Consider the following 23,067-nt stretch of genomic DNA (forward strand, 5'->3'; position numbering starts at 1 on the left):
TCCTCAGCTCCGGGTCCGAATCGCGGAAACCATGCTGTCCAGGTCAGGGGGGAGGCTGATGCCGACGTCCGACAGCTTCATCCAGAGCTGGCGCATCATCTCTTGCTGGAGGCCGGCCAGGTCCCAGCCGAGCGGTTCGAGCGGGATCCGCCTGCTCGTCGTGGCGGAGACGGTCAAGGCCGCCCGGAGCGTGTCGTGGATGGCGAGCAGTAGCCGCGGATCCTCCTGTACCGAGTCACGCAGGAACCGCATGCCCGACTGCACATGGCGGGCCTCGTCCCGGCAGGACGCGGTGAACCCCGTGTAGTAGCCGGGGAGTAGGCCCCGGTTGCGGCAGAAGCTCAGCGTGACCTTCATGACGGTCAGCGCCAGCACGCCCTCGATCCACAGGAAGTACGAGGTGCCGTACCGCACACGGCGGACCGGATCCTCCGGGTCGCGCCGCAGGTCGTCGGCGAGGTACGCGAGGAGCCCGAACGAGCCGACGAAGGTCTCGGAAATGTAGCCGAACGACGAGTCGAGCAGTTCCTGCACCGACTGGCCGGGCAGGTCGACGACCTCCCGGTAGAAGCGGTCGAAGAAGACCATGTGCCGGGCCTCGTCCTCGACCTGGCTGGCGAGGAACATCTTCGACTCCTCGCTCCCGCCGAGCATGAACACCGGGAGCTCCACCTCGACCTGGCGTTCCCCGTGGTGGAAGCCCGCGGAGACGGCGGTGAACGCGTCGCGCTCCTCCTGCGTCATCCGGTTCCGCCAGTCGTCCACGTCCTGAGTGAAGTCGATCTCGAAGGCGTTCCAGCGCTGGCGGTGGTATCGCTGGTACAGGGCCGTGTAGTCCGGCAGCTTCTTGAGATCGGTGTGGAGATAGGCGATGACGTCGTCGATGTCAAGGTCGCGGATCTGGGAAAGGGTGGAACTGTCCACGCGGGATATCAGTTCCTGAGACAGCTTGGTCATGACCTCTTGGCTTTCTCTTATTCCATGCGCTAATCGCTGAGAATAGATAGAACGAAACATGATGGATCGAATTCCATGAAGTGTTCCGTGGAGCCAGGAATGCGAGAGGGGAGCAGTGGATCGAACTACTTGAACTCTATACCGGCTGAGGAACTTCAGGCGAGTGAGTGAGGGTAAACTAGAATTATTGCTGGTCTCGATCTTTAGCGCGCCCAGCAGAGTCGAAGGTCTTTGAGATGTAGTTGGTCTTGAGCTGCAAGCTCGTTGTCGCCTGCCGGTAAGTGCTGCCGGAAGCTGCGCGTCCTGTAACCGGGTGATCCCCGCGAACTGGGCGCGGGCCGGGTGGGCGTCGGAGGCGGCCGTAGTACCGCGACGAGCCGGCGGACAACACAACCGCCGGCCAGGGCAGGGTCGCTGCTTCGTCGATGCGCAGATTGTCTGGAGGCTTGGTGAGTGCCGTTTCGGCTGGTTCCGCCACGTCGGGATCTCTGAAAGCTGGGTCCGGTCCGAGCCTTGCAGCAGGTCGTAACAAACGGCCCGCCGGGCGGGTTGTCGGCGGCGTTCCCGAACCGGTGAGCCAGGCAGTCGCACTCCCGGGTGACCAAGTCGGACTGCCCGGGCATCGGTACGGAAGACTGCGACTGCGATACCAGGGGCCTCCTGCTGCTCAGTGATTCACACCAACGAGCTGTTCAGGAGGCCCCGCTTGTATGCGCCGAGCCCCCCCCGCGACCACCCGATCGGGACTTCCATCCGATCGGCAAACCCCAAGATCGGTACCACAACAGCTACTTACTCGGAGGATCAAGGTGGTGCAGGTCGAGTGCGTCGTTGGCGTACAGCTCCCGCAGTCGCTTCTTGTCGGCCTTGCCGACACTCGTCTTCGGTAGCGCAACCACGAAGGTCCACCGCTCGGGCAACTGCCACCGGGGCACCCGTTCGGACAGGAACGCACGCAGTTCAGCCGGGGTCGCATGGTGTCCTGCATGCAGGACGACCGCGACCAAGGGCCGTTCGCCCCATCGCTCGTCAGGCACCCCGATCGAGGCGGCCTCAGCCACCGCGGGGTGCGCCATCACCTGGTTCTCCAGGTCAATCGAGGAGATCCACTCACCACCGGATTTGATCACGTCCTTGGTCCGGTCGGTCAGGGTCAGATAGCCGTCGGGACTGATCCGGCCGACGTCCCCGGTGCGCAGCCAGCCGTCATGGAACTGATCCGGATCGACACCGCCGTAGTAGCCGCCCGCCACCCACGGCCCGCGCAGTTCCACTTCGCCGACGCTCTCGTCATCCCAGGGCAGTTCCCGGCCCGCGTCGTCGAGCAGCCGGGCCCGCACCGGCGCCGGGAAACGGCCCTGGGAGAGGCGGTAGGCCCAGGCCTGTTCGGGGTCCGCGCCGGCCGGCGGTCGGGCGACCGTGCCCAGCGGGGAGGTCTCGGTCATGCCCCAGGAGTGCAGGAGGGGTACGCCGTGGCGCTCCTCGTACGCCTTGAAGAGGGCGGGCGGGCATGCGGAGCCGCCGACCACGATCTCCCGCAGGTGTGAGATGTCCTGCGGTGCGGACTCGAGGTACCGCAGCACAGCCTGCCAGATCGTGGGCACGCCGCAGGCCAGTGTCGGTCGCTCGGAGGCGAGCATCCGCGCGATGTCCGCGGACTGGAGGAAACGATCCGGCAGGATCAGCGAGCCGCCGATCACCGCCGATGAGTGGGGTAGCCCCCAGGCCAGTACATGGAACATGGGTACGAGGACCAGGGACCTGTCTCCCTGGTACAGGCACGTGCTGTTCGTCATGCAGTCCTGGAGGGAGTGCAGCCAGATCGACCGGTGCGAGTAGACGACTCCCTTCGGGTCACCGGTGGTGCCGGAGGTGTAGCACATGGCGGCGGCCTGGCGTTCGTCGATGTCGGGCCAGGGGAAGTCGTCCGGCTGCCCGGCCAGCAGGTCGTCGTAGCCGTGTACTTCGACGGTGGCGGGGGCCTGGAGAGTGCTCGGGTCGCCGTTGACTACCACGACGTGCCGGACCGTCGTCATCCGCGGCAGCAGCTCGGCCAGATGCGGCACGAGCGAGCCGTCAACCAGGACGACATGGTCCTCGGCGTGATTGACGGTGTAGATCAACTGGCCGGGGAACAGCCGGACGTTCAGGGTGTGCAGCACAGCGCCCATGGCGGGGACGGCGAAGTACGCGGTCAGGTGCTCGGCGTTGTTCCACATGAAGGTGGCCACCCGTTGGTCACCGGTGACACCGAGCCCGCGCAGCGCGTGAGCCAGCCGCGCGGCGTCCCGGCCGACCTCTCTGTACGTCGTACGCCGGGGCTCGCCTTCCGTCCAGGTGGTGACCTGGACATCCGCGTGCACGCGACGCGTGTACTGGAGGAGATCCGCCAGGGAGAACTGTCCGTTCTGCATGGTGCTCAACATGGGACTGCTCCAGTACGGGCCATGGGGCACGGGGATGGAATGCGAGGGGACGTGGACTCCAGCGACCCTGGTTATTTCACGTACTGTGGAAGCACCATCGGCGGCCAGCAGGTCTCATCGAAAATCTGCCTGGCGAACATTCGGGAGATCAGTGCGGTTCGGCTGGGCGCGTCGAATTTCCGCAGCAGGCCGCTGATGTGGTATTCGACGCCCTGTCGGCTCATGCTCAGCCGTGAGGCGATTTGGTTAGACGAGTCGCCCATCGCGATGCCCTCGACGATGCGGGCGGCGATCCTGCTCAGCGTGACCTGTTTCTCACTGTAGGGCGCACCGTACTGACGCCTGATGATCACCAGCGCCATCCTGCCACCGTCGACGCGGTTGCCTTCAACAGCGAAGACATGTACGTGAATGTCGTTCACGCTTCCGTCGAGTGTCGCACCGACAAAGCGCTCTACGATGTGTTCTTTTTTGCTTTGAAATAGGTCATCGAGGTGATGGGTCAGGCGGCTTCCGGGATTTAGTCTCAAAATATCGCGGAACGACAATTGCTTGATTGATTCAATGGCATTTCCGGTAATTCGGGCGAAATTCTCACTGGTAGCCGCGATATGGAAACATGGGGCAACGAGGGCTGCGCAAAGGCTGGTCTCGTCCATTAGTTTTAAGAAATCATCAAATTGCCGCGTGGGACTGCTGCATCCTCCTCTGCAGGTCCAGGAATTATCTATTCGTGCTACATGCTTGCCCGCTTTTGTGGCCATCGGGTGAGCCCTTCTGAATCCAAAGCATGTATCGGTCTCTGCTGTAGTTGGTCCCGGCGCTCAATTGGTCGGGAGGGCCCTCGTAGCGCAAAAATCTCATGCGTCGAAAGGGTGATTTACCCCTGGTGTGCTAACCGGAGGGGGGTAGTCCGTTCTTTCCCATGCCGATACGGGGTCAATCTCGATGGGATTGTGACCTAAGTCACTGATGGATGCTTCGTGGTGATTGCCGGTGGGGGCTTCCAAGCCCGGGCAGGTCGAGCACCCAGATGTCGCGTCGGGTGGACACCGGATTCCGTGGCTCCGGCGGGCTTGCGCTCTTCCCGAGCATGGGTGATCACGTCGGTCCAGGGCCGCGCGCCGCGAGACGGAGGTAGCGGCGGCCGATGGTGATGAGCCGGCCTGCGGTGCGGAACACCCGGAACCAAGGTGGTGTGGGTTCCCGGAGGCGGACGGTGTCGTGAAGGGGGGCGCAGACCGGTTGCGTGGACGGTGCGGATGCGGTCCTTGGCCCCACGCGCGCTGACGGTGGCGCAGTTCCAGGTCCGTGATCGGCGCGGATGACATGGGGGATGGTCATGCCGACCGAGTACGACACCCCCCATCGGGCAAGCCGGGCGGCGAACCCGTGCCACTGTCGACGTCTCATGGCGCCGCCGGCGTTACGGGTCAAGATCTGTTCTCCCCGCCGGAACCGTCCTCGCTGGATGCCGCACGAGACACCGATTCCTCCACGGCCCCCACCTCGCACAACTCGACCGACGGGCCGTCCGAGGCACCCGCCTCAACACGCCTCAGCACCGCCTCGGACTCGGCAGTGCACCACGTCCGTGGACGTGGCTCGAAACGGCAAGGACGGTCAGTACAGCGGATCCGAGTTCTTCCCGGACTGGGGTGGGAAGGGCTCTACCGCCGCTCCGGAAAGAGTGGGACTTCTCGTGGTTTACGTTGGGGTATGCCCAGCCATGCGGGTTGCCCGGCTAGCCTCGCGCTATGACTTCACGGGACACCGAAGCGGTGTGGCCCTCTCCGGACAGGGTTTTCGACTGGTTGGAAAAAGAGTTCGCACGGCGGGCAGAGGCTGGGATTTTTCGGCGGTTGCGGACACGCGGAGCCGAGGACGAATTCATCGCCCTGCAGGGTAACGACTACCTCGGGCTGAGCCGGGACGAGCGGGTTGTCGAGGCGGCGGTCGAGGCCACCCGCCGCTGGGGAACCAGCTCCACCGGATCCCGTGTGGTCAGCGGATCCACGGCGCTGCACGCCGAGTTCGAAGAAGAACTGGCGGACTTCACCGGGGCCGAGGCGGCACTGGTTTTCTCTTCCGGATACATGGCCAACCTGAGCGCGATCACGACGCTCTCCGGACCGGAGTCCGTCATTGTCACCGACCAGGACATCCACGCCTCATTGATCGACGGGTGTCGGCTGTCCCGGTCGGAGGTCTCCGTGGCGCCACATCTCGACGTGAAGGCGATGGGCGAAGTACTGCGGAACCGTCGACAGCCGAACGCGCTCGTGATCACCGACTCGGTTTTCTCGGTCGACGGCGACCTAGCTCCGCTCAGCGACGTGATCGAGGTCTGCCGACGACACCAGGCCGCCCTGCTTGTCGACGACGCGCACGGCTTCGGAGTACTCGGTGAGGGTGGCAGGGGCGCCGCGCACGCCGCGGGCCTTGCCTCCGCCCCGGACGTTGTCACCTCGCTCACCCTCTCCAAGTCTCTCGGCGCACAGGGAGGCGCGGTCTTCGGCCCCCGGCGGGCGATCCGTCAGATGGTCGAGAGCGCCCGCACCTTCATCTTCGACACCGGCCTTGCCCCGGCCAGCGTGGCAGCAGCGCTTGCGGCCCTGCGGATCATGCGCACCGAGCCCGATCTGGTGCCACGCGCCAGGGGCATCGCTGCGGACATGTCGACGCGGCTGAAGGAACGCGGCTTCACCGTGAGCACGCCCGATGCGGCGGTGGTGTCCGTCCGGGCGCCCTCGCCGAAGGCCGCCGACGAGTGGGCGAGACACTGCGCTGAACGGGGCGTCCGCGTGGGTTGCTTCCGGCCGCCCGCAGTGACTGACGGCATCTCCCGCATCCGCATCGCATCCCGCGCGGACCTCACCCCCGCCCAGGTCGACCGGGCAGTGACGGTGATCACGGAGACCGCACCAGAGGGGGCGCTGACGTCTTGACCTTGCCATTGCGGTAGAAGTGATGAGGTGTCGCTGATCGTCGGCTGTCGGGTGGACGACGCGATTTCAGTTGGCGGTTTCCGCCCAGTTGCTGAAAGCCCGTCACCGCACCGCGGGCACGCGTCCTACCGCTGGGCGGTGAACTCGCCGGAGCCACCGGGACATACCTTCGAAGTTCCCGTCCGGTGCTGGTACAACGTCTGCACCGTTGAAGGTGAAGGGCACCTTCACCTTCAACAGGCCCTGCTTCCAGTCATGCGCGCTGCATCCGAGGAACGGCGGGAATCGCAGGACGGGGCAGCCGTTCCGCTGGGGAGTTGCCGCCAGCTCATCCGTACCTCGCCGCCGACACCCTGACAACAGCCTCCGAACGGCAGCCGCGTGATCTCTCACTCGGCCTCGCCGATGGTCACGGTGCGGGATCCCGGAGTGAAGTCGTCGAAGGACTGTTCCCAGGACTCGCCGGGCCAGTAGTAGGTCACGCGGCGCTCAGAGGGCTCGTAGTGGGCGGTGTAGATCGTCCCCTGGCCCTCTTCGTACGCGGACTGATACAGCGGCGGTTTCAGCATCGCCCTCACGTTCGTGCCCGTCGCGCGCACGGCCCTCAGCCGCTCCTGGGTCCGGGTGGACCGTTCCTGCTTGTCGGGCACGGGCATGTGCTGGTGGTTGGCGGCGCACGCGTCCGGTGCCAGGATCAGCGGGATGTCCGGTCCCACGTGGACCGTCACCGCTTTCTCGGAGTCGACGAGGGTGACGTTCTGAGGGATGCTGATCGGTATGGACCGCAGCCTGGCGATCGCGTCGTCCACGGTGCCGCAGGTCTCCAGCAGGTAGCGCAGCACGATGAAGATGGCGAACCCGGGGCCGTGGACGAACCGTCCGCCGAAGGTGTGCGAGACCGCGAGCCCGGCATCGTTCATCCCGTCCAGCAGGCCCCAGGCCGCGACCTGCATGCCGATCACCGGACGGAGGAAGCGTGAGAAGGCGATGGTGCCCTCGTACTGGTCGGGGCTGAAGTCGTAGTTGCGCAGCAGGGTGCCCCTGTCGCCGATCTGGGTGCAGCTTGCGAAGAACGGCCGCACGGTCGCAAGAGTGAGGAAGGTCTCCCCGCCGGGCCGGTCGAGCTGATGGGCGAGCCGGTCGAGCACCGGGACCAGTTCCGGCATGTGCGCATGGAAAAGCTTCCGAGCGCGCTCCGCGCCCTCTGAGCTCCCGCTCTCCTCGTTCATCCAGCCCTCGACAAGCGGCCACAGCGCCTGCGCATGGGCGGTCCATCGCCCGTCGCCACCGTTGCCCAAGTCGAGGGAACGGAAGGCCGCCTGCCGATGATTCACGGTTGCCACTCCCTTGGAAGGTCGTGCGAACTGGCGGAATTTTAGGTTGTCAGTGATGTCACGAGCAATGGGCTGCTCACATGACACCTCCGACTCAAATTTTCAAGGCGCGGAATTGGAGGCTGGGATTCCCAGAGATGCGGAGGATAGTGACAGGCAGTGAGCCTTTTCCAGTAATGGATCACGACAGTGAGCCTTTCCCAGTAATGGATCACGACAGTGTGTGATCGTTCAGATGGTGCGGTCGTACTCGAGTTGGAGCAGGACGAGGGCTGCGGCGGCGATCTTCGTGATGCGGCTGGGGTCGAGGCTGACCCTGTGCAGGGCCTTGAAGGTCGTCTTGAGCAGGGAGTTGGCGCGCTCACAGACAACGTGGATGCCGCGGATGACCTTGTTGTACGTCTGCTGGGCCTCGGTCAGCTCGCCTCCGGCGGGCTTCTTGACGGGGTGGCGGAAGCCGTCGCCGACGTTCTCGTAGCCGAGGTCGACCAGGGTCGGCATGTCCAGCTCGGCCGCGATGCGGTTGAGCGCCTCGACCAGTCCGTGGTGGCGGGCGCAGGTGGTGTCGTGCTCCCGGCCCGGCCGTACCGGCGAGACCCAGATCGGCCAGCCATCCGGCGTGGCGATGACCTGCACGTTCCCGCCATGGTGCTTGTGTTTTCCGGACCACCAGAGGTCTGCTCCGTTGGGGCCCGGAGCGGCGACGCGGTCGGTGCGGATGACGGTGCCGTCGAGGTTCAGATGCGTCAGCCCGGCCGCCTTCGCACGCTCCAGCGCGGTCGCCAGGTCCGGTGCTCCGGCCGCCAGAACGGTCAGCCCCTCGTGGAGGTAGCGGTAGGAGGTGGAGGCTGACAGGCCGTTGTCACGGGCGAGTTGGGCCAGCCGGGTGCCGTCGAGGAACCAGCGCAGCACGAATACCGCCTGCTTGAAGCAGCCCAGCGCACGCCGCCCCTTGCGGGTCCTGGCCACGATCCGGTGGTCGCGCAGCAGCCGGGCCAGGTGCTCGGCGGTGGACCGCTTCACATCGAGCACGGCGGTGTATGTGACACTGGTCGGCACGTGAGGCCCTCGGTCGGATCTTTCTGTCGCAAGATCGTTCCTACCAGGGGCCTTACGCCTGCCCGGACTTGGGGATACCACTCCCCGCGCTCACGGACGGTGGCCGACGGTTACTGGGAACAGCTCAGTGAGTCTTTGCCAGTAACGGATTATGACGTTCTGTGATTGATCAGATGGTGCGGTCGTACTCGAGCTGGAGCAGGACGAGGGCTGCGGCGGCGATCTTGAATGCGGCTGGGGTCGAGGCTGACCCGGCGCAGGGCCTTGAAGGTAATCTTGAGCAGGGAGTTGGCAGACCCCGTGGATGCCGCCGATGACCTTGTTGTAGGTCTGCTTGGCCTCGGTCAGTTCGCCACCGACGGGCTTCTTGTGCGGGTGGCGGAAGCCGTCGCCGACGTTCTCGTAGCCGAGGTCGACGAGGGTCGGCATGTCCAGCTCGACGGCGATCGAGAGGCGATCTGACGGGCGAACTCGTCGTGGTCGGCTCAACACGCCTGGCGACCAACCAGCTTGCCGCCGCCCTGGGCGAATTGCGTCGCATTCATCCGCGCCTGCAGGTGACCCTCGTCGAGGAACCCGCGCCGGTGGGGATGGAACACCTCGACCGCCTGGGCGCGGTCGATCTGGTGCTGTACCACAGCCTCACTCCCGAGTGCGGCTACGACGCCTACGAACTGGGTGAGGAGCTCTATGCCGCGATCCTCCCGGCCCACCACCCCTTGCACCGGGCCGCCTGAGTAGGGTTGGAGGACCTGGCCAGTGAAGGCTGGGTGCGGTTCACCCGCGGCAGCCTTCTGGACGAACAACTCGGCCAGATCCTGAAGGACGCCGGACTCACCGCCGCGGCCGTGGCCCGCGCATCCCGGATCTCCAGAGCGGTACGACTGGTCGCCCACGGCCTGGGCGTGACCATGATCCCAGCCTCCGCCGTCCCCCTCCCCTGCACCCGCTTGGCCAAGCCACTGACCCCCGCCCTCTCCGAACGGGTCCTGGCCGGCCTGCGCCGAGACCCGGGACCTGCCGAAACCGCCCTGCTGGACCTGCTCCGACAACAGGACTGGTCAAATCCGGCTACCGTCGGCAGCGCGACGCCCCACTTGGCGGCCTCTGGGGGACCGGCAGGTCGGCTTCCCGCCCGGCCTGCCGGGCTCGTCCGCACTCGGTCATCTGCCCTCGGGCAAGTCCACCGCGAACTCCCCGGAGGGGGGTACCCCCGGCCTGGCTGATCCTGGCCGCCACCGTCTACAACCTCACTTCATGCCGTCCAGTCTCAAGGACAACCGTGCCCCGCGCCTGGCACCGCTGCCGGGAGATCCTGCAGAACACCATGCGGTCCGCGCCGCTCGACATGGCGGCCCAGCCCGCAGGAGGGCAAGCGCGTCTGCCGACGCTCAAGCTGCATAGACGCTGACGTGTTCGACCGTGCTGGTTCTGTGCTGACTTGGATTTCACAAGAGCCCGTTTCTGCAGGTGGGAGCGTTGTGGTGAACGTTCCGGTTCAATGTGTAATCGGAAAATTACTGTACGTTAATGCGATGCGTGGATCCGGGGTCGAGCCCTCTCGGGAGCTCGGCCCCTTCCGTGTTGTTGGGCGAGCGATACCCTTCGACGGCGGCGCTGTCGAGGTAGTCTTACTATTTCGAATAGCTCACATCTGCATACCGAGAGTGCAGCCGATGAGCTAGTAGGGCTTGGTTATCTTGGATGGGGAATAGCGTGTCGGCCTCGCGGGGGTGAGGGCCATGACCCCGCAGGAGCTGGTGGAGGCCCAGGACCGGCTGGCGGCGTTCGCGGCCGAGGTGTTCGCCCCGCTGGGGCGGGTTGACCGGCGGCGGTGGGGCGAGCGGTATGTGCGGGGGCTGCTCGGCGAGGGGCGGCGCAAGTCGATGGAGCCGATGGCGGCCCGGCTGGGGGTGGACCGGCAGGGGCTGCAGCAGTTCCTGGCCGACTCCCCGTGGTCGTACCAGATGGTGCTGGCCGAGGTGGCCTGGAGGATGGAGCCGGTCATCCGCCCGGATGCCTGGGTGGTCGATGACGTGTCCTTCCCCGAGGACGGGCACGCCTCCCCGGGCGTGGCCGCGCAGTGCTGCGGGGCGTTGGGCAAAACCGCGAACTGCCAGGTCGCGCCGAGCGTGCACCTGGTCACCGATGCCGCCTCCTGCCCGGTGAACCGGCGGCTGTTCCTGCCGGCCGCGTGGGATGCGGCCGCCGCGCCCGCCGAGGAGGCCGGCCGGGCGGAGCACAGGCGGCGCCGGGCCCGGATCCCCGCCGGCGTGGGGCATGCCGAGAAGTGGCAGCTGGCCGTCGACATGGTCGACGAGCTGCGCTGCTGGGGCCTGGAGCCGCCGCTGGTGGTGGCCGACGAGGGCTACGGGCAGGACGGGGCCTTCCGCGAGGCGCTGACCGAGCGCGGCATCGCCTACGTGGTCGGGGCGCGCTCGGACACCGCGGTCCTGCCCGAGACCGCCACGCGCACCGCCCCTGCCTGGTCGGGCACCGGCCGCAAGCCCGTTGTGCGCTACCGGGACCAGCCCGTCGCGGTGCGCGAGCTGGTCCTGGGCATCGGGCGCGGCGCCCTGCACCGGGTGACCTGGCGCCAGGGCTCCAAGGGGCCGCTGCGCTCGCGGTTCGCCGCACTGCGGGTGCGCCCGGCCGGGGTCCGCCTGCGCCGGGCGCACCGGGGCGCGGACCTTCCGGTGTGCTGGCTGCTGGCCGAGTGGCCCGCCGGGGAGGAACAGCCGGTGAAGTACTGGCTGTCCACCCTGCCGGCTGACACCCCGCTGCGGCACCTGGTGCGTGCGGCGAAGATCCGCTGGCGGGTGGAGCACGACTACCGGGAACTGAAGACCGCCCTGGGACTGGGCCACTTCGAAGGCCGCACCTTCAACGGCTTCCTGCGGCACGTCACCCTGGCCTCGGTGGCGCAGGCGTTCTGCACCCTGGAGCGGCTGTGCCCGCCAGCAGCGGCCACGGCCTGACGACCTACCAGGTTGTGGCCGAGCTCCAAGTCCTCCTCGTCTGCTGGGCAGGAACATGCCCCACCTGCCGAAGACCCTGGACCCGATACGACACGCCGGCCCCAACCTAACCAAGCCCTACTAGTTCACTGCTCACCATTGTTTTCCCGATGCCCACTCGCCCGTTGAGTACAACCGGTACGCCGTCGTCTGCCCGGTCCAGAACCCAGGAAGCAATTCGTCCACCAGTTCGGACCTTCCGAGGAAACTTGGATCGCGGTGCGGGAGCGCAAAACTCTCGTTCATCTGTGCATGTCCCTGAGCCACTCGCTGTTCGACTTCAGATGCCGCAGGTTGACCCATTCCTGGGCGAGGCGATCTTCGCCGCACAACAGCGCGGTCGCCATGGCCTGGTGCGAAGGATCAAGCCATCGGACTCGGCCGGTTGCCTGCTGTGTCGTAAGGCGTCTCTCCTTGCGCGGCAACGGGGTGCCGATGCCAAGCAGCGCGTCATAGAGCCCGACCGCAGGCAGAACTGCGGGGAGGTTGTTGTCCTTGGCGGCCTCCTTGGCAGCCGCCGCCGGGATCGACAATCCGGTCGGGTCGAGGTCGCCGAAGTAGCGGATCTCCGCGATCTTGCCGCGTCGAAGCATCTTGACACCGGCGAGTGAGGCCAAGAACGAACTTCCCATCCCACAGGCCACGTAGCCGACTGCGTGGTCCTTCATCCCGTCCAACGCCTCTATCAACGACCAGCATGTGGTGACGTTCTCTACGACCAGGAGAATGTCACCGTCGCCGATGCGCCCGTAGTAACCGTCGCTCTCTGCGATGAGTCTCTCAGTGAGGATTTGAGGCGGCGCTGAATACATTTGCAATAGTTTGTACAGAGCTTCCCGGTCTGAGAAGAACGGACCGCCCAACTCGTCGAACGCCTTTTCTTCGGCATCGAACCATCCCGAATAGGTGCGACTGCCGAAGATGTCAAGAGCACGCTCACGTTTCGGCGCAGGTTTCATGTCAGGCTCGGAGAGGAGCCAGTTGTTGACCGCGCGGTAGCCGATCCGGGTTCTGGGCGCGGCGTTGTCCCAGTACCCGGCCACCTTGCGCATGTTCGGATGCAAGGGTGGAAGAGGCTCCCGCACCTTCATCGCCGCCTGGTGGGTGGGCAGCACCCACACGCCCTTTGGCAACGGAATTCTCTCCCCGTCGTCGCCCTTCATCGCCGTGATGGCCCCGCACTCGTACAGCTCGTCCAGATGACGGCTCAGAACCACCGACTCCAGCTCGTCCTCCACCTTCGGATGGGGCACCGTACGGAAGACACGGCGCAACTCCGGCAGAGAGACGCGCGTCTTACGTGTGCCGTCCCATTTCTTCTGCGAACGGGCGTGTTCGTGAAGCGCGCTCAGCAGGTCACGCGCGGGACGACTCAGATCGGTCAACGCTCTCTTCCTCGGGATCCTGGTGGTGGTTATTCTCTGCGTCGGCACGGGCGTGATACCTGATGGACGTGATCACCGGGTTCTCGCCCTCCTCAAGAGGCTCGAGAAGATGCTTCCTCCTGTCGCCCACGACGGTGAGGTACATGCGGTGTGCGCGTAGGTCGGCGTCATTCCGCAGACGGATGACGAGCGGGAAGGAGTCCAGGACCGCCAGGTCGTTCAGCCCTGTGGTGTAGATGAGTTGGACACCCAGCGCACGGGCGACCGACTGCTGAAGCCTCAGCAGATAACCGGCCGAGGCGCGACCGATCGGGTTGTCCAGGAACAGCACGCCCGAGTTCCGGCGGTGCTGCACCCTGCCCTTCTCATTCGCGCGCAGCGCTGCCATGGTGCAGTAGAGGACGATGGCAGCGGTCAGCACCTGGCCGCCCGAGAAGAGGTCTTTCATGGCCGAGACGGGCACCCGTTCCGTCCGTAGAACGGCGTCCGGTTTGAGGATCCGCACCCGGAACCCTTTAGGAGCCACTGCTTCGGTCACGCCGCGTAGCAGCAAGGCCAGGCCGTCCCGTTTGATCTCTTTTCCATGGATCACGGCTTCGGCGGTCTCGTCCACGAGGGTGCCGAGCCGGTCCTCCAGCGCCTGTTCGGAGACCTCGGTGAAGCGGATCCGCAGGAATTCCTGCTCGGACCACTCCTGCAGCCCTCTGGGCAGCCGGGAAAGGGACTGTGCCCGCTTCAAGGTCCGCAGTGCCTCCTGCACCTGCTGGCACAGCTGGAGCACGATCTGTCGGCGGTGCCGTTCGATGGAGTCCAGGTCCACGGTGAGGCTACGCAGTCTGGGGCGAAGGCTGTCGCTCCATTCGGCCGCCCGCGCTGGTAGTTCGGCACGAGGACACGACTGGATGACGGTGCGGCTGGGGGAGGGCAGCCCCCCGAACCGCGCGTCCGCGGCGAACCCGACCAGCTGGTCGGTCAACGTTCGTTCTTCGGCGAGTGCCGTCTCGACCTTTGTCCCGATCCGGTCGTACTCGGTCTTCAGTGCGGTGTGCCGGTCCCGGGCGGCCGAGACACCGCCCTCGTACGGTATGTCGTCTTCGCGAGGCTCAGCCGACCGGGACAAGACGGTGATCAGGTCCGTGAAGTTCTTCGCGGAGGAGCGCAGGGCAGCGGCGGTACGCTCGGCACGCTCGCTGTGGTAGGCGATTTCGCGCCGGATACGTTCTGCCTCGTCCCGATCGTGCTCCGCCGCCTCGATCAGACGCATACCGTGTATGACGTGCAGAGGTGGGCCGAAGGGAGCGAGGTCCACGTCGGTGAGCGGTTCCGGAAAGTCTTTGAGGACCGCTCGGTGTTCCGCGACACTCGCGTCCGCCTCGGACAGTGAGGTCTGGCAGTCGGTGACCGCCTGTTCAGCACGGCGTTGAGCGGCGGCCCGGCTCGCGCCGTCCACTCCGTCAGGACCGTTCAGCAACGCCTGGGCAGCTGCTCGTGTTTCGGGAGAATCATCACCCAGCTCCTGCGCCGCTTGCTTCTCGCGTTGCTCCGCCTGACGCATGTCGAGGAGCAGGTCGGCTCCGACAGATGCCCGTTCGTACTCGATGGCCGCTGCCTCATAGGAACGGCGCAGCACGGGGAGCGGTTCCGCCGGAACCTCTGTCTTGTTCTCCGCAACGGCGTCGGCGCCCGGAAGCTCATTCAGTTCGGCGGTCATACGGTGTGCGGAGCCGGTCAGGCGGTCCATCGTGCGCACGTGCTCGGCGCTCGCGGCCCGGTGACTTTCGGCGGCCGTTTCTGCCTGTTGAGCGGCCTCCCGTGCTCGCGCCTCCGCCGTCCGAGCCTGGTCCACAGCGGTCTGCCAGTCGGGGATCCGCTCCTCCTGGATGGCCAGCCCACTCAACGTGGACTTACGGGTTTCCAGTGCCGACTGTGCCGTACGAAGCGGCGGAATGGCTTCGCGGATGGCCTTGAGACGGGCGGCTGCAACCTCCCGCTTCTCGGTCTGCTCGGTCAGCGCCTCCTGGGCCTCGTCGTGAGCCTGCATCCGGACGGTGACGATCTCGCGCAGTTCGGCGAGCTTTCCTTCAGGGAAGTCCACCCGCCACTCCTCAAGTCGGTTGAGCAGCGAGAGAAACATACGTTGCCGAGCGTCCAACTCGGCGATCCGCGCGCGGTGTTCGTCATGGCGACGACCGAGGGTGAGCCGCTCCTCCGCGGCTGCTCTCTCGTCGTACAGCGCCGGATGCGGAGGCACCACGAAATCCAGCCCGGCGAGTGATGCGTCGGGTTCGTGCATGTCCGTGGTGGTGCCCAGCGCCACCAGCGTGCTGGGCCACAGCTTCCGGGAGACCAGGATCTCCGTTGCCCGTGCCGTCTGCTCGGGATCATTCAGGAGTACACCCGTGACCAGATGCGGCACGCGCTCGATGAGCGTACGGCGCTGCTCAACCCGGGGCAGACCGGCGAGGTAGTCCCAGCCGGTATAGGCGTCGACACCGGCTTCTCGCAATGTCTCGCACGCTTCCGCGGCCTCCGGGGCGGGCGGCAGCAGTTCGTTCGTCTCCAACGCAAGCCTGGCACGTTCGTCACGGACCATGGCGATACGGATCTCGGTCCTTGCCACATCAGCGGCGTCACGTCGCTGAGCGAGCTTGCCAACCAGCCTGGGAGCGTCCACCTCCAGGTCGAGACGTTCGATGTCCAGGAGTGCGAGCGGCTGGATATCCGCTTCTAGGGCACGGGTGCGCTCGTCGGCTCTCGTCCAGTCGCGGCGGGCCAGATCAAGAGAGTGCCGGGCCTCGGCCAAAGTCTGCTCAGCGGCTCGGCAAGCTCGGTGGGAAGCATCGTGAAGCCCCGCCGCGTCCTCGGCGGCGGATTCCTGCCGGGATATCTCCTCGGCGTTCTTACGGGCCTCCTCCTCGGCTTGCCGCGCGGCGTCACGAGCCGTCACGCCGTCACTCAGCAGACCGTCGCGCACAGCGTCCGCAAGGGCGTTCCGCACTTCCTGGATACGGGTGTCGAGCGCCTTGGCCTGCGCCCGGTGCTCGGCAGCTAGGCCGACGGCCGCGTTGTGCTCGGTCTGAGCCTGCTCGGACAGCGTGCGTTCGCTCTCTGCCTGACGCCGCGCCGTCTCCGCCTGCTCAGTGAGGCGCCGTGACATGGTGCGCAATGCCCCGACGAGAACCTCCAGCGCGGCGTCCCGGGCCTGAAGTGCCGGAAGGGCGGCTTCCTCAGTACGCCGGACCAGCTCACGCAACCGGTTCGCGTTGGCGGTCGCTTCCAGGCTCTTGGCCAGGCGGGGTACGACCTTCCAGGCGCGTTCGGTCTCCTGCGCTCGGTTCCACGCGGCGCGGGCCTTCTGCTGTTCCTCCTCGGCTTCGGTCAGCTTCAACAAGGCTGTGAGGCGGCCAAGTTCACGAGCAGCGGCCGCGAGCTTCTCGTGGTGGAACACGGCCCGCCGCAGGTCGCCGCCAAGGCGTTTGGTGACTTCCTCGCTCGCCTTCGCGGCCTCGACCTCACGGAACGCGCGTACCTTCACCGAACGGACAAAGGTGTCCAGCGTCTTCCTCGCGGCCCGCTGTTCCTCCTGGGCAGTGAGAGCGGTGATGTGGATGCCGGCCAGCGGTTCGAGGAAATCCAGCGCGCCGGCCACAAAGTCCCGTTCCAAGGTCAGCGCACCACGCCTGCCGAGCTTGTCGCCGTAGGAGTTCAGCAGGTTGGCGAGATCCTGTGCCGGTCCGGTGGGCACCACGGCTGACAACAGGAACTCTACGAAAGCGGCGTCGCTGGCGAAGGAGAAGACGTCGGCCGCCTCGCCTTCCCCGGCGTTCATTGCCCGTTGGTAGCGGAAGAGTTCGGGATCCAAGCCGAGGTCTGTGAGTCGTTCCGTCCACTCCGACTGAACGCGGAAATGATTGAACTCAAGTTCGGGATCAGCTCGTTGGGCCTCGTCGAGTTCGCCGATGAAGTCGGCCAGCCGCAGATATCGTCCGTCCTCGGCCACGGGGAGGGTGTCGAGTGTGGTCTCCCGTGTAGGGCGGAAGTGGTACCAGCGTTCCACCAAGTTGGACGGGTCCTGAGTCGCCTTGAGGTGGCGCCACTCGGCGACTTTGCCGGTCACCAGTCGACGCCCGCTGCGGGTGTGTGTCCATTCCAGCGCGATGTGGGCCACATCGTTGTCGAGTACGAATCCGCTCAGCGTGCGAGGATCACGGGTACCCACCACTTGACGGCGTCCGGGCAACAGGACTGAGAAGATCAGCTTGATCAGTACGGACTTGCCGCCGCCGTTCTCAAGGAAGAGCACCGTGGCCGGGGAGGGGCGCCGGACAGGTTGCTCGTCCCTGACGCTAAACAAGGTGGCGGGGCGGTCGGCGATGGGATCTCCGACGCCGCTGAAGTCCAGGAGAACGTTCTCGTAGCGTGCCGCCTTGGGCCCGACGGACTGCAGGAGCACTCGGGACAGTTCATACATCCTCCGGGGCCTCCGCCACGGTTCCCGGTCCGGTCGACACAGCCATGGGAAGGACCACGCCCAGCGCCACCAACTCCTCGAAAGCGCTGGTGGCCGCAAGTTCACGCACCTGAAGCTGGTAACGCCGTGTGGTCTGAAAGACGTCCTCGCCGGCGTTCTTCATCGGCGTCAGGAAGCCCTGCTCCGCGAGGAAGTTCAGAGCTCGGGAAACCATGCCCTTGGTGGTGTTCATCGCTCGACGTTTGTCCTTGGTGGGGAATGCCTCCGGACGGTTGGCATACGCGTGCCACGCCAATTCCAGTTCCGGTGCGTCACTGGGTACATCGGCCGATTCCTCACGGGACGCCGCTTTTTCACGCAGCCGGTCGCAGGCTTCGCGAACGACGGCGTCGACCACGTCGACACTGACCCTGCCGACGTACTCGTCTTCGGCGAGGTCGTCCGGCCGGGGAAAGGACACCGCGGCGACAGCGAGGTGGATAATGCCGTGCAGAAAGCGCTCGGCGTAGCCGCCTTCCTTCTGGGTGCGGCGGGCGTAGGTCTCCATCCTGGTCTCGAAGGGAGAACCGCCGTCGGCCGCGATCGCGAGGCCGATGTCCTCGTGTTCCCCCAGCACCCTGAGCCCCAGACCGGCGGCGATCCGGCCGGTCAACGTTCGGAACGCGCCGTCGTGCCGGTAGCGGCGCAGAAGCTCTCGATAGGCGTTGTCGCGACTCGGCAGCAGCCGAGGGCGCATCGCGAAAGCGAGCAACTGCGCGGCCTGCTCGGCGTCGTCATCCGTGAAGCGAGATCTCATCACCGAACTCCTCGTGCCGAGCCGTACCTGGCTCCTCCGATCCTGGAACGACTGGCCTTACCCCCGCTTTCGTGAGCCACAGTTCATCGCCGCCGAACTGCGGGCTGTGCATGGGATCCCCGGTGGGTACAGCGATCAACACCTCAGGTACGTGCTCACGTACCGCGTCACCGACGGACGGGTTGAAAGCGTGTGCCGCCCGATGCATCACCAGCCGGGCGACCTGAGGCTCATGACGGCGCGCACGTGCGAGCAAGTCGCTCAGAGACGCGGAGCCACCGGGCAGGGAGAGGATCTCGCTCGCTAAGGGCTGTCCCGTAAATGATCTACGGCATGCTGGTTGACCTGCTCGTTTCCCGTCACTCGGCGAGGGTGAGGTTGTGCAGGCGGGCGATACCGAGCATGGCGTGGTGGACGCCGTCGCCTTTCAGGCGGCAGTCGCGCAGGATCTTCCAGCTCTTCATCCGGGCGAATACGTGCTCGACGCGGGCGCGGACCTTGCGGTGGGAGGCGTTGTGCTCTTCCTGCCAGGCCGGGAGTTCGGCCTGGCCGCGTTCGCGGCGGTGCGGGATGACCAGGCCGGTGCCCCGGTAGCCGCCGTCCGCGATCACGGTCGTCTTTCCGACGGCGTCCTTTGCGCCGGACAGTTCCCACGCCTTGCAATCGTTGCGGTTGCCCGGCAGTGGCCGGCCGACGGCGACGACGAGCCGGGTGTCGGCGTCGATGACGACCTGGTGGTTGGTGGAGTACCGGTAGTTCTTCGACTGCTCGGCGATGCTGTGGTCGCGGGTCGGCACCAGGGTTCCGTCCGCGATCAGCACGGTGTCCTTGCGGAACCGTTTGCGCTGCTGGAGCGCGAGCGACGGCCCGAGGTGGTCGACGATGCGGTCGGCCGCCGACTTCGATACCCCGAACAACAGGGCGAGCTGGCGCAGGGTGAGGTTCGTGCGCCAGTACGCGGCGACCAGCAGGACCCGGTCCTCCAGCGGCAGGCTCCAGGGCCGGCCCTTACGGACCGGATCCGCGCCCTCCCGCCGCAAGGCGGTGATCAGCTTGCTGAACTGACGCGGACTCAGCCCGGTGAACGGGGCTATCCAAGACGGCTCCGACGCCGTGATCACACCAGCCACACCAAGATCATCTCACCCGTGACCAGCAGTTACGGGACAACCCTTAGCCTGAAATGTTCGGGAGTGAACAATTCCTGTTCCGGTACGGGGTCGAACTGAGGATCTCGAACCTCGCCGGCGAATCTCTCGGGCTCTGAGGGCCGCTGCAGGAGACGCTCCACAAGTGACGGCAGCGTGAGAACTTCGGGGGGTGCCGGGCCGACCGCCCCACGGAAGAAGTCGTACACCGGCCCGAGTGCTTTGCCCACAGGAAGTCCAAGCAGCGGTACCAGCAGTTGTCCGTGCAAGTGGAGCGCGGCGCGCTGCGGTTCGCCGGAGAACAGCTGACGGTCCTGTTCGGAACGGAACTGATCGCCCGCTTCCTGTACGGCTTTCTGGAGCTGCATATGACGGCGGATGCAGTCGCGGACGATCTCCACGAGTTCCGCAGTCCGCTGCTTGTGGCGCGGATCGTCAGAGTCGTCCCGCGCGGCGGTGATATTGGTCAGGATGGCGTGTTCCGCTGAGTAGCGGCCCTCGATGTGCTCAAGCGCGTCCAACAGCAGGTCTGGTACCACCCGTTCCCAGTCCACGGTGCGAACGTCGCGACGGGTGGCATCGAGGTAACGACGTAGTGTCTCTCCATATTGGACCGTGCGGTACCTGGCCTGTTCGGCGGCGAGTTTGGCGTCGGCGAGCCGACCGCGCCTGATGAGGTTGTCGAGTTTGACCTCGGCGGCGATCTGCGCGGATTCCACGTCTGTATCCAATGCGCCGACGAGTACGTTGATGGCCTCGTCGGTGGCCCGCAGTGAAAACCCGTCGGGTGTCGACTGTTCCACCAGTAATTTGAAGTCGAACTCGAAGCGGTCGTAGGTTCCCTCGTCTCCGACAAGCCCGTAGTGCCAGGAGAACCCACGTTCGATGGTGCCGACATTGATCAGTCGCTGGAGTACCCAGTCGGCCACAGCGGCGTGCTCGGCGTCATCTCTGTCGGGCGCCTGAGCCGCGACGAAGTGTTTTACCTGTTCAAGTACCTTGGCATGTTCGGCTCCGGCGTCGAAGTCCATCGCGATGGTGACCTGATCGATCGTGTGCAACGCGATTTCGGCCATGTGATAGACCTTGGCATCTGCCCAATCCAGCGATGCCTTGCGCTGATCCAATGCCTGCAACGGTGCTGTACAAGCCAGTGCCTTGACGCGGCGAACCAGCCCTTCATCAGGCAAGTGAGGCGGGTGGGGCAGATCGTGATGCACGATCAGTCACGCTAGCACCCCTATACCACCGTAAGCGGGGGTCCTCGGATATCCGGCTCGACGACTCCCTTCGCTCGTGATTGAGCCACAGGCCGAAATTCATCGCTCACGAACTGATGCTCCCCTGTTCGGTGGCAATCTGGGTGCCTCGGGGTGCCGGGTGGATCCAGTATTCGGATTCCCTCATTCCGCTACAAGCTGCGCCAGGTGAATCATTGCGGGGACTGGCGTCAGGGCTTCGGCGTAGTCGGGCCTCGTCCTTTTTGATCATTTGAGGCCGAGAAGGGCGAGGGCGCGGGTTTGGTCCCGGGCTGTCCGGCGGAGGCCGGCGGCGATGTTGCGGACGCCGGCGAGGCGGAGGGCTCCGATCGCGAGGTTTCTGCAGGTCGCCATCGCCCGGGGTGCGTTCCCGGTCCGCAGCTGAGAGGCGTCCTCGGTGAAGGTGACGTCTCTGACGTGATGCAGGGCCTCGACCGTCCAGTGCCCGCGGACCAGTTGGGCGAGCCGGGCGGGTGGGGCCTGCTCCGCGGCGAGGCTGGTGACCCCGTAGACGGTCTTGAGGCTGATCTTCCCCGTCGTGCGATTGACGCGGCGGCGGACGATCTGGACGGCCTGGCGGGCGCCGGGGAAGAGCAGGTTGTTGACCGTGCAGACCTTCAGCCTGCGGATCTCGGAGCGTCCGTGACCGGTCGTGCGGGTCCGGTCCTGGAGCGGTATCTGCTTCCAGGGAAGGGATTTCAGCTGCTTGCGGAGCTTCTTCGTGTTGCGCTTCACGATCACGATGTAGTGGGCGTCCCGCCCGCGCAGATAGGTGGTGTGGTCGTACTGGGTGTGCATGGCGTCACTGGTCACGACGGTGCCGGACAGGTCGGGCAGTGTGTCCAGGAGAGGCTGGCAACGCGTGATCTCGTTGGTCTTCTCACCGACGTCCATCTGCGCGAGGACCAGGCCGCCGACGTGGTCGCAGGCGGCCATGAGATGGATCTTCCGGCTCCTCGCGCGGGCGGCGCCCCGCAGCGACTTCCCGTCGACGGCCAGTCCCCGCAAACCGCCCGCATGCTTTTGCCGGTCGGCGAGCCAGGCCCCGACCGCCCGGTCCAGGGCGTCCGCGTCGATCCTGGCCAGGAGTCTGCGGATGGTTGATTCCGCAGGCCAGGAATGTTCTGGGAAGAGCGGGTCGACGCGGATGCCGAGCCGCTCGAGGAGTTCCGTCGGGGCGTAGGCCACCCATTCGCTCACGGCCAGCAGCGACCTCGCGCCGGCGATGACCGCGCAGGCGGTCAGGGCCAGCACTGTGACGAGTGGATGCCGTACTCCGCGGGGATCGCGCGGGTCGGGGACCTGCGCGAGACGTTCCAGCAGGTCGGGAATCTCCCTGGGTGCGGCTCTCGGTTGGGGGCCGAGTTGATCAGAGACAGAGGAGATTGGAGATGATGCGTCGGCAGGCACGGACTTCCCAGGATCACAGAGCGTAGAGAACTCCATGATCACGGGCGTCCGTGCCTGTTCTGCACCGGACTCCGCCCAATCTGGTCATCCGTCAGGAAGCGGAGGTCAGCCGACTACGCCGAAGCCCTGGGACTGGCGGTAACGGGATTTGATCGAGAGAGCGGTGACGATTTCAGCGTCGATGCCAAGAGTGGCGGTGTACGTAGGGCGGGCCTTTCGTCCTTTTGGGAAGAGTGCAGGTCGCGATGGGGGAACGTCATGTCGGCGGGCAGTGAGAACGCTACGCGAGCAGGTGGCCGCACCTGTCTCCGCCTCGGCGGTCTCTGAGCCTGTACGGGCTGGTCGTCGGAGACGATCGGTGATCAGACGGTGCGGATGACAGGGGCGGGTTTGATGTCCTGCGCGTCGATGAGGGTGCGGATGTCGTCCGGGTTCGAGGTCCAGATGATGGCGCCGAGGCTGGCTGCCATGGTCACGACAGTGGCGTCGACGATGTCGGAGGTGCCGGCCTTGCCGCAGAGAATGCCTGCGGCTTTGGCGGTTTCGAGGCCGACGGGTACGACGTGGCACCCGGCGAGAAACTTGCCGAGTCTGACCTGGCGGCGGGAGTCCCGCCATGCCTGGCTGACGACGACGGGCGAGGACGCGCCCGCGTACGGAGCGTTCGGTGCCGCCGACCAGTCCGCCGACTACGCGGCGGCGCTGGTGCGGGACCCTGCCCGGGACGCCTCGGGTCTGCTGTACCAGCCGCACCGGGACCAGCTCTTGGACTTCTGCGACGCGGTGCGGGAGGGACGGCCCCCGCTGGTGGACGGGGCGGCAGGACGGCAGGCGGTGGCCGTGGTGACGGCGATCTA

General features: G+C 66.0%; 13 protein-coding genes and 3 pseudogenes. 4 read left to right on the top strand and 12 right to left on the bottom strand.

The genetic code is table 11. The features are described from left to right. Positions 1–3: 3 nt before the first annotated feature. From STRIP9103_RS25285 to STRIP9103_RS47020, 3 genes are all read right to left on the bottom strand, one after another. Positions 4–957, bottom strand: coding sequence for a ribonucleotide-diphosphate reductase subunit beta (locus STRIP9103_RS25285; RefSeq protein ID WP_048820944.1), 954 nt, complete (start codon positions 955–957; stop codon positions 4–6). A 788-nt stretch (positions 958–1,745) separates the two neighbouring features. Further along, on the bottom strand, positions 1,746–3,383 hold the full coding sequence (locus STRIP9103_RS25290) for a long-chain fatty acid--CoA ligase (protein WP_009322215.1): 1,638 nt from the start codon (positions 3,381–3,383) through the stop codon (positions 1,746–1,748). A gap of 71 nt (positions 3,384–3,454) precedes the next feature. Beyond that, positions 3,455–4,042: a helix-turn-helix transcriptional regulator gene (locus STRIP9103_RS47020; RefSeq protein WP_158696909.1), complete on the bottom strand. Its 588-nt coding sequence runs from the start codon at positions 4,040–4,042 to the stop codon at positions 3,455–3,457. Between the two features lie 1,098 nt (positions 4,043–5,140). On the opposite strand from STRIP9103_RS47020, the gene STRIP9103_RS25300 reads away from it, so the two are divergent. Then, positions 5,141–6,331: an 8-amino-7-oxononanoate synthase gene (locus STRIP9103_RS25300; RefSeq protein WP_048820945.1), complete on the top strand. Its 1,191-nt coding sequence runs from the start codon at positions 5,141–5,143 to the stop codon at positions 6,329–6,331. A 389-nt stretch (positions 6,332–6,720) separates the two neighbouring features. Here STRIP9103_RS25300 and STRIP9103_RS25305 read toward each other — a convergent pair whose 3' ends face one another. From STRIP9103_RS25305 to STRIP9103_RS49155, 3 genes and pseudogenes are all read right to left on the bottom strand, one after another. Beyond that, complete coding sequence (locus tag STRIP9103_RS25305) at positions 6,721–7,665, bottom strand: C45 family autoproteolytic acyltransferase/hydolase (protein WP_009322237.1); 945 nt, start codon at positions 7,663–7,665, stop codon at positions 6,721–6,723. 231 nt (positions 7,666–7,896) lie between these two features. After that, the gene (locus STRIP9103_RS25310; RefSeq protein ID WP_009322222.1) at positions 7,897–8,724 is read right to left on the bottom strand and encodes an IS5 family transposase; all 828 of its coding nucleotides are present in this window, start codon (positions 8,722–8,724) and stop codon (positions 7,897–7,899) included. 169 nt (positions 8,725–8,893) lie between these two features. Then, positions 8,894–9,171: pseudogene (locus STRIP9103_RS49155) on the bottom strand (transposase family protein); the annotation flags it as partial. Between the two features lie 29 nt (positions 9,172–9,200). Between STRIP9103_RS49155 and STRIP9103_RS47025 the strand changes: the two are divergent. Both STRIP9103_RS47025 and STRIP9103_RS25325 read left to right on the top strand, forming a co-directional pair. Continuing rightward, positions 9,201–9,950: pseudogene (locus tag STRIP9103_RS47025) on the top strand (LysR family transcriptional regulator substrate-binding protein). Positions 9,951–10,466: 516 nt separating this feature from the next. Continuing rightward, entirely contained in the window at positions 10,467–11,702 is a 1,236-nt protein-coding gene (locus tag STRIP9103_RS25325; protein ID WP_009322176.1) for an IS701 family transposase, read from the top strand. Positions 11,703–11,983: 281 nt separating this feature from the next. On the opposite strand, the gene STRIP9103_RS25330 is transcribed toward STRIP9103_RS25325, so the two are convergent. The 6 genes from STRIP9103_RS25330 to STRIP9103_RS25360 all read right to left on the bottom strand — a co-directional run bounded on the left by STRIP9103_RS25330 (position 11,984) and on the right by STRIP9103_RS25360 (position 22,246). Further along, positions 11,984–13,126: a hypothetical protein gene (locus STRIP9103_RS25330; RefSeq protein ID WP_009322226.1), complete on the bottom strand. Its 1,143-nt coding sequence runs from the start codon at positions 13,124–13,126 to the stop codon at positions 11,984–11,986. Next, entirely contained in the window at positions 13,098–17,597 is a 4,500-nt protein-coding gene (locus STRIP9103_RS25335) for a coiled-coil domain-containing protein (RefSeq protein WP_009322209.1), read from the bottom strand. Before STRIP9103_RS25335 ends, STRIP9103_RS25330 begins: the two co-directional genes overlap by 29 nt. After that, the gene (locus tag STRIP9103_RS25340; RefSeq protein WP_009322251.1) at positions 17,590–18,393 is read right to left on the bottom strand and encodes a hypothetical protein; all 804 of its coding nucleotides are present in this window, start codon (positions 18,391–18,393) and stop codon (positions 17,590–17,592) included. Before STRIP9103_RS25340 ends, STRIP9103_RS25335 begins: the two co-directional genes overlap by 8 nt. A gap of 359 nt (positions 18,394–18,752) precedes the next feature. Further along, entirely contained in the window at positions 18,753–19,523 is a 771-nt protein-coding gene (locus STRIP9103_RS25350) for an IS5/IS1182 family transposase (protein WP_009322201.1), read from the bottom strand. A 29-nt stretch (positions 19,524–19,552) separates the two neighbouring features. Next, entirely contained in the window at positions 19,553–20,761 is a 1,209-nt protein-coding gene (locus STRIP9103_RS25355; RefSeq protein WP_158696910.1) for a hypothetical protein, read from the bottom strand. 267 nt (positions 20,762–21,028) lie between these two features. Then, a complete protein-coding gene (locus STRIP9103_RS25360; RefSeq protein WP_048820955.1) occupies positions 21,029–22,246 on the bottom strand; it encodes an ISAs1 family transposase in 1,218 nt (405 codons plus the stop codon). Between the two features lie 546 nt (positions 22,247–22,792). On the opposite strand from STRIP9103_RS25360, the pseudogene STRIP9103_RS47035 reads away from it, so the two are divergent. Continuing rightward, positions 22,793–23,067, top strand: a pseudogene (locus STRIP9103_RS47035) (Gfo/Idh/MocA family protein); the annotation flags it as partial.

The sequence above is a fragment of the Streptomyces ipomoeae 91-03 genome (assembly GCF_000317595.1).
Lineage (GTDB): Bacteria > Actinomycetota > Actinomycetes > Streptomycetales > Streptomycetaceae > Streptomyces > Streptomyces ipomoeae.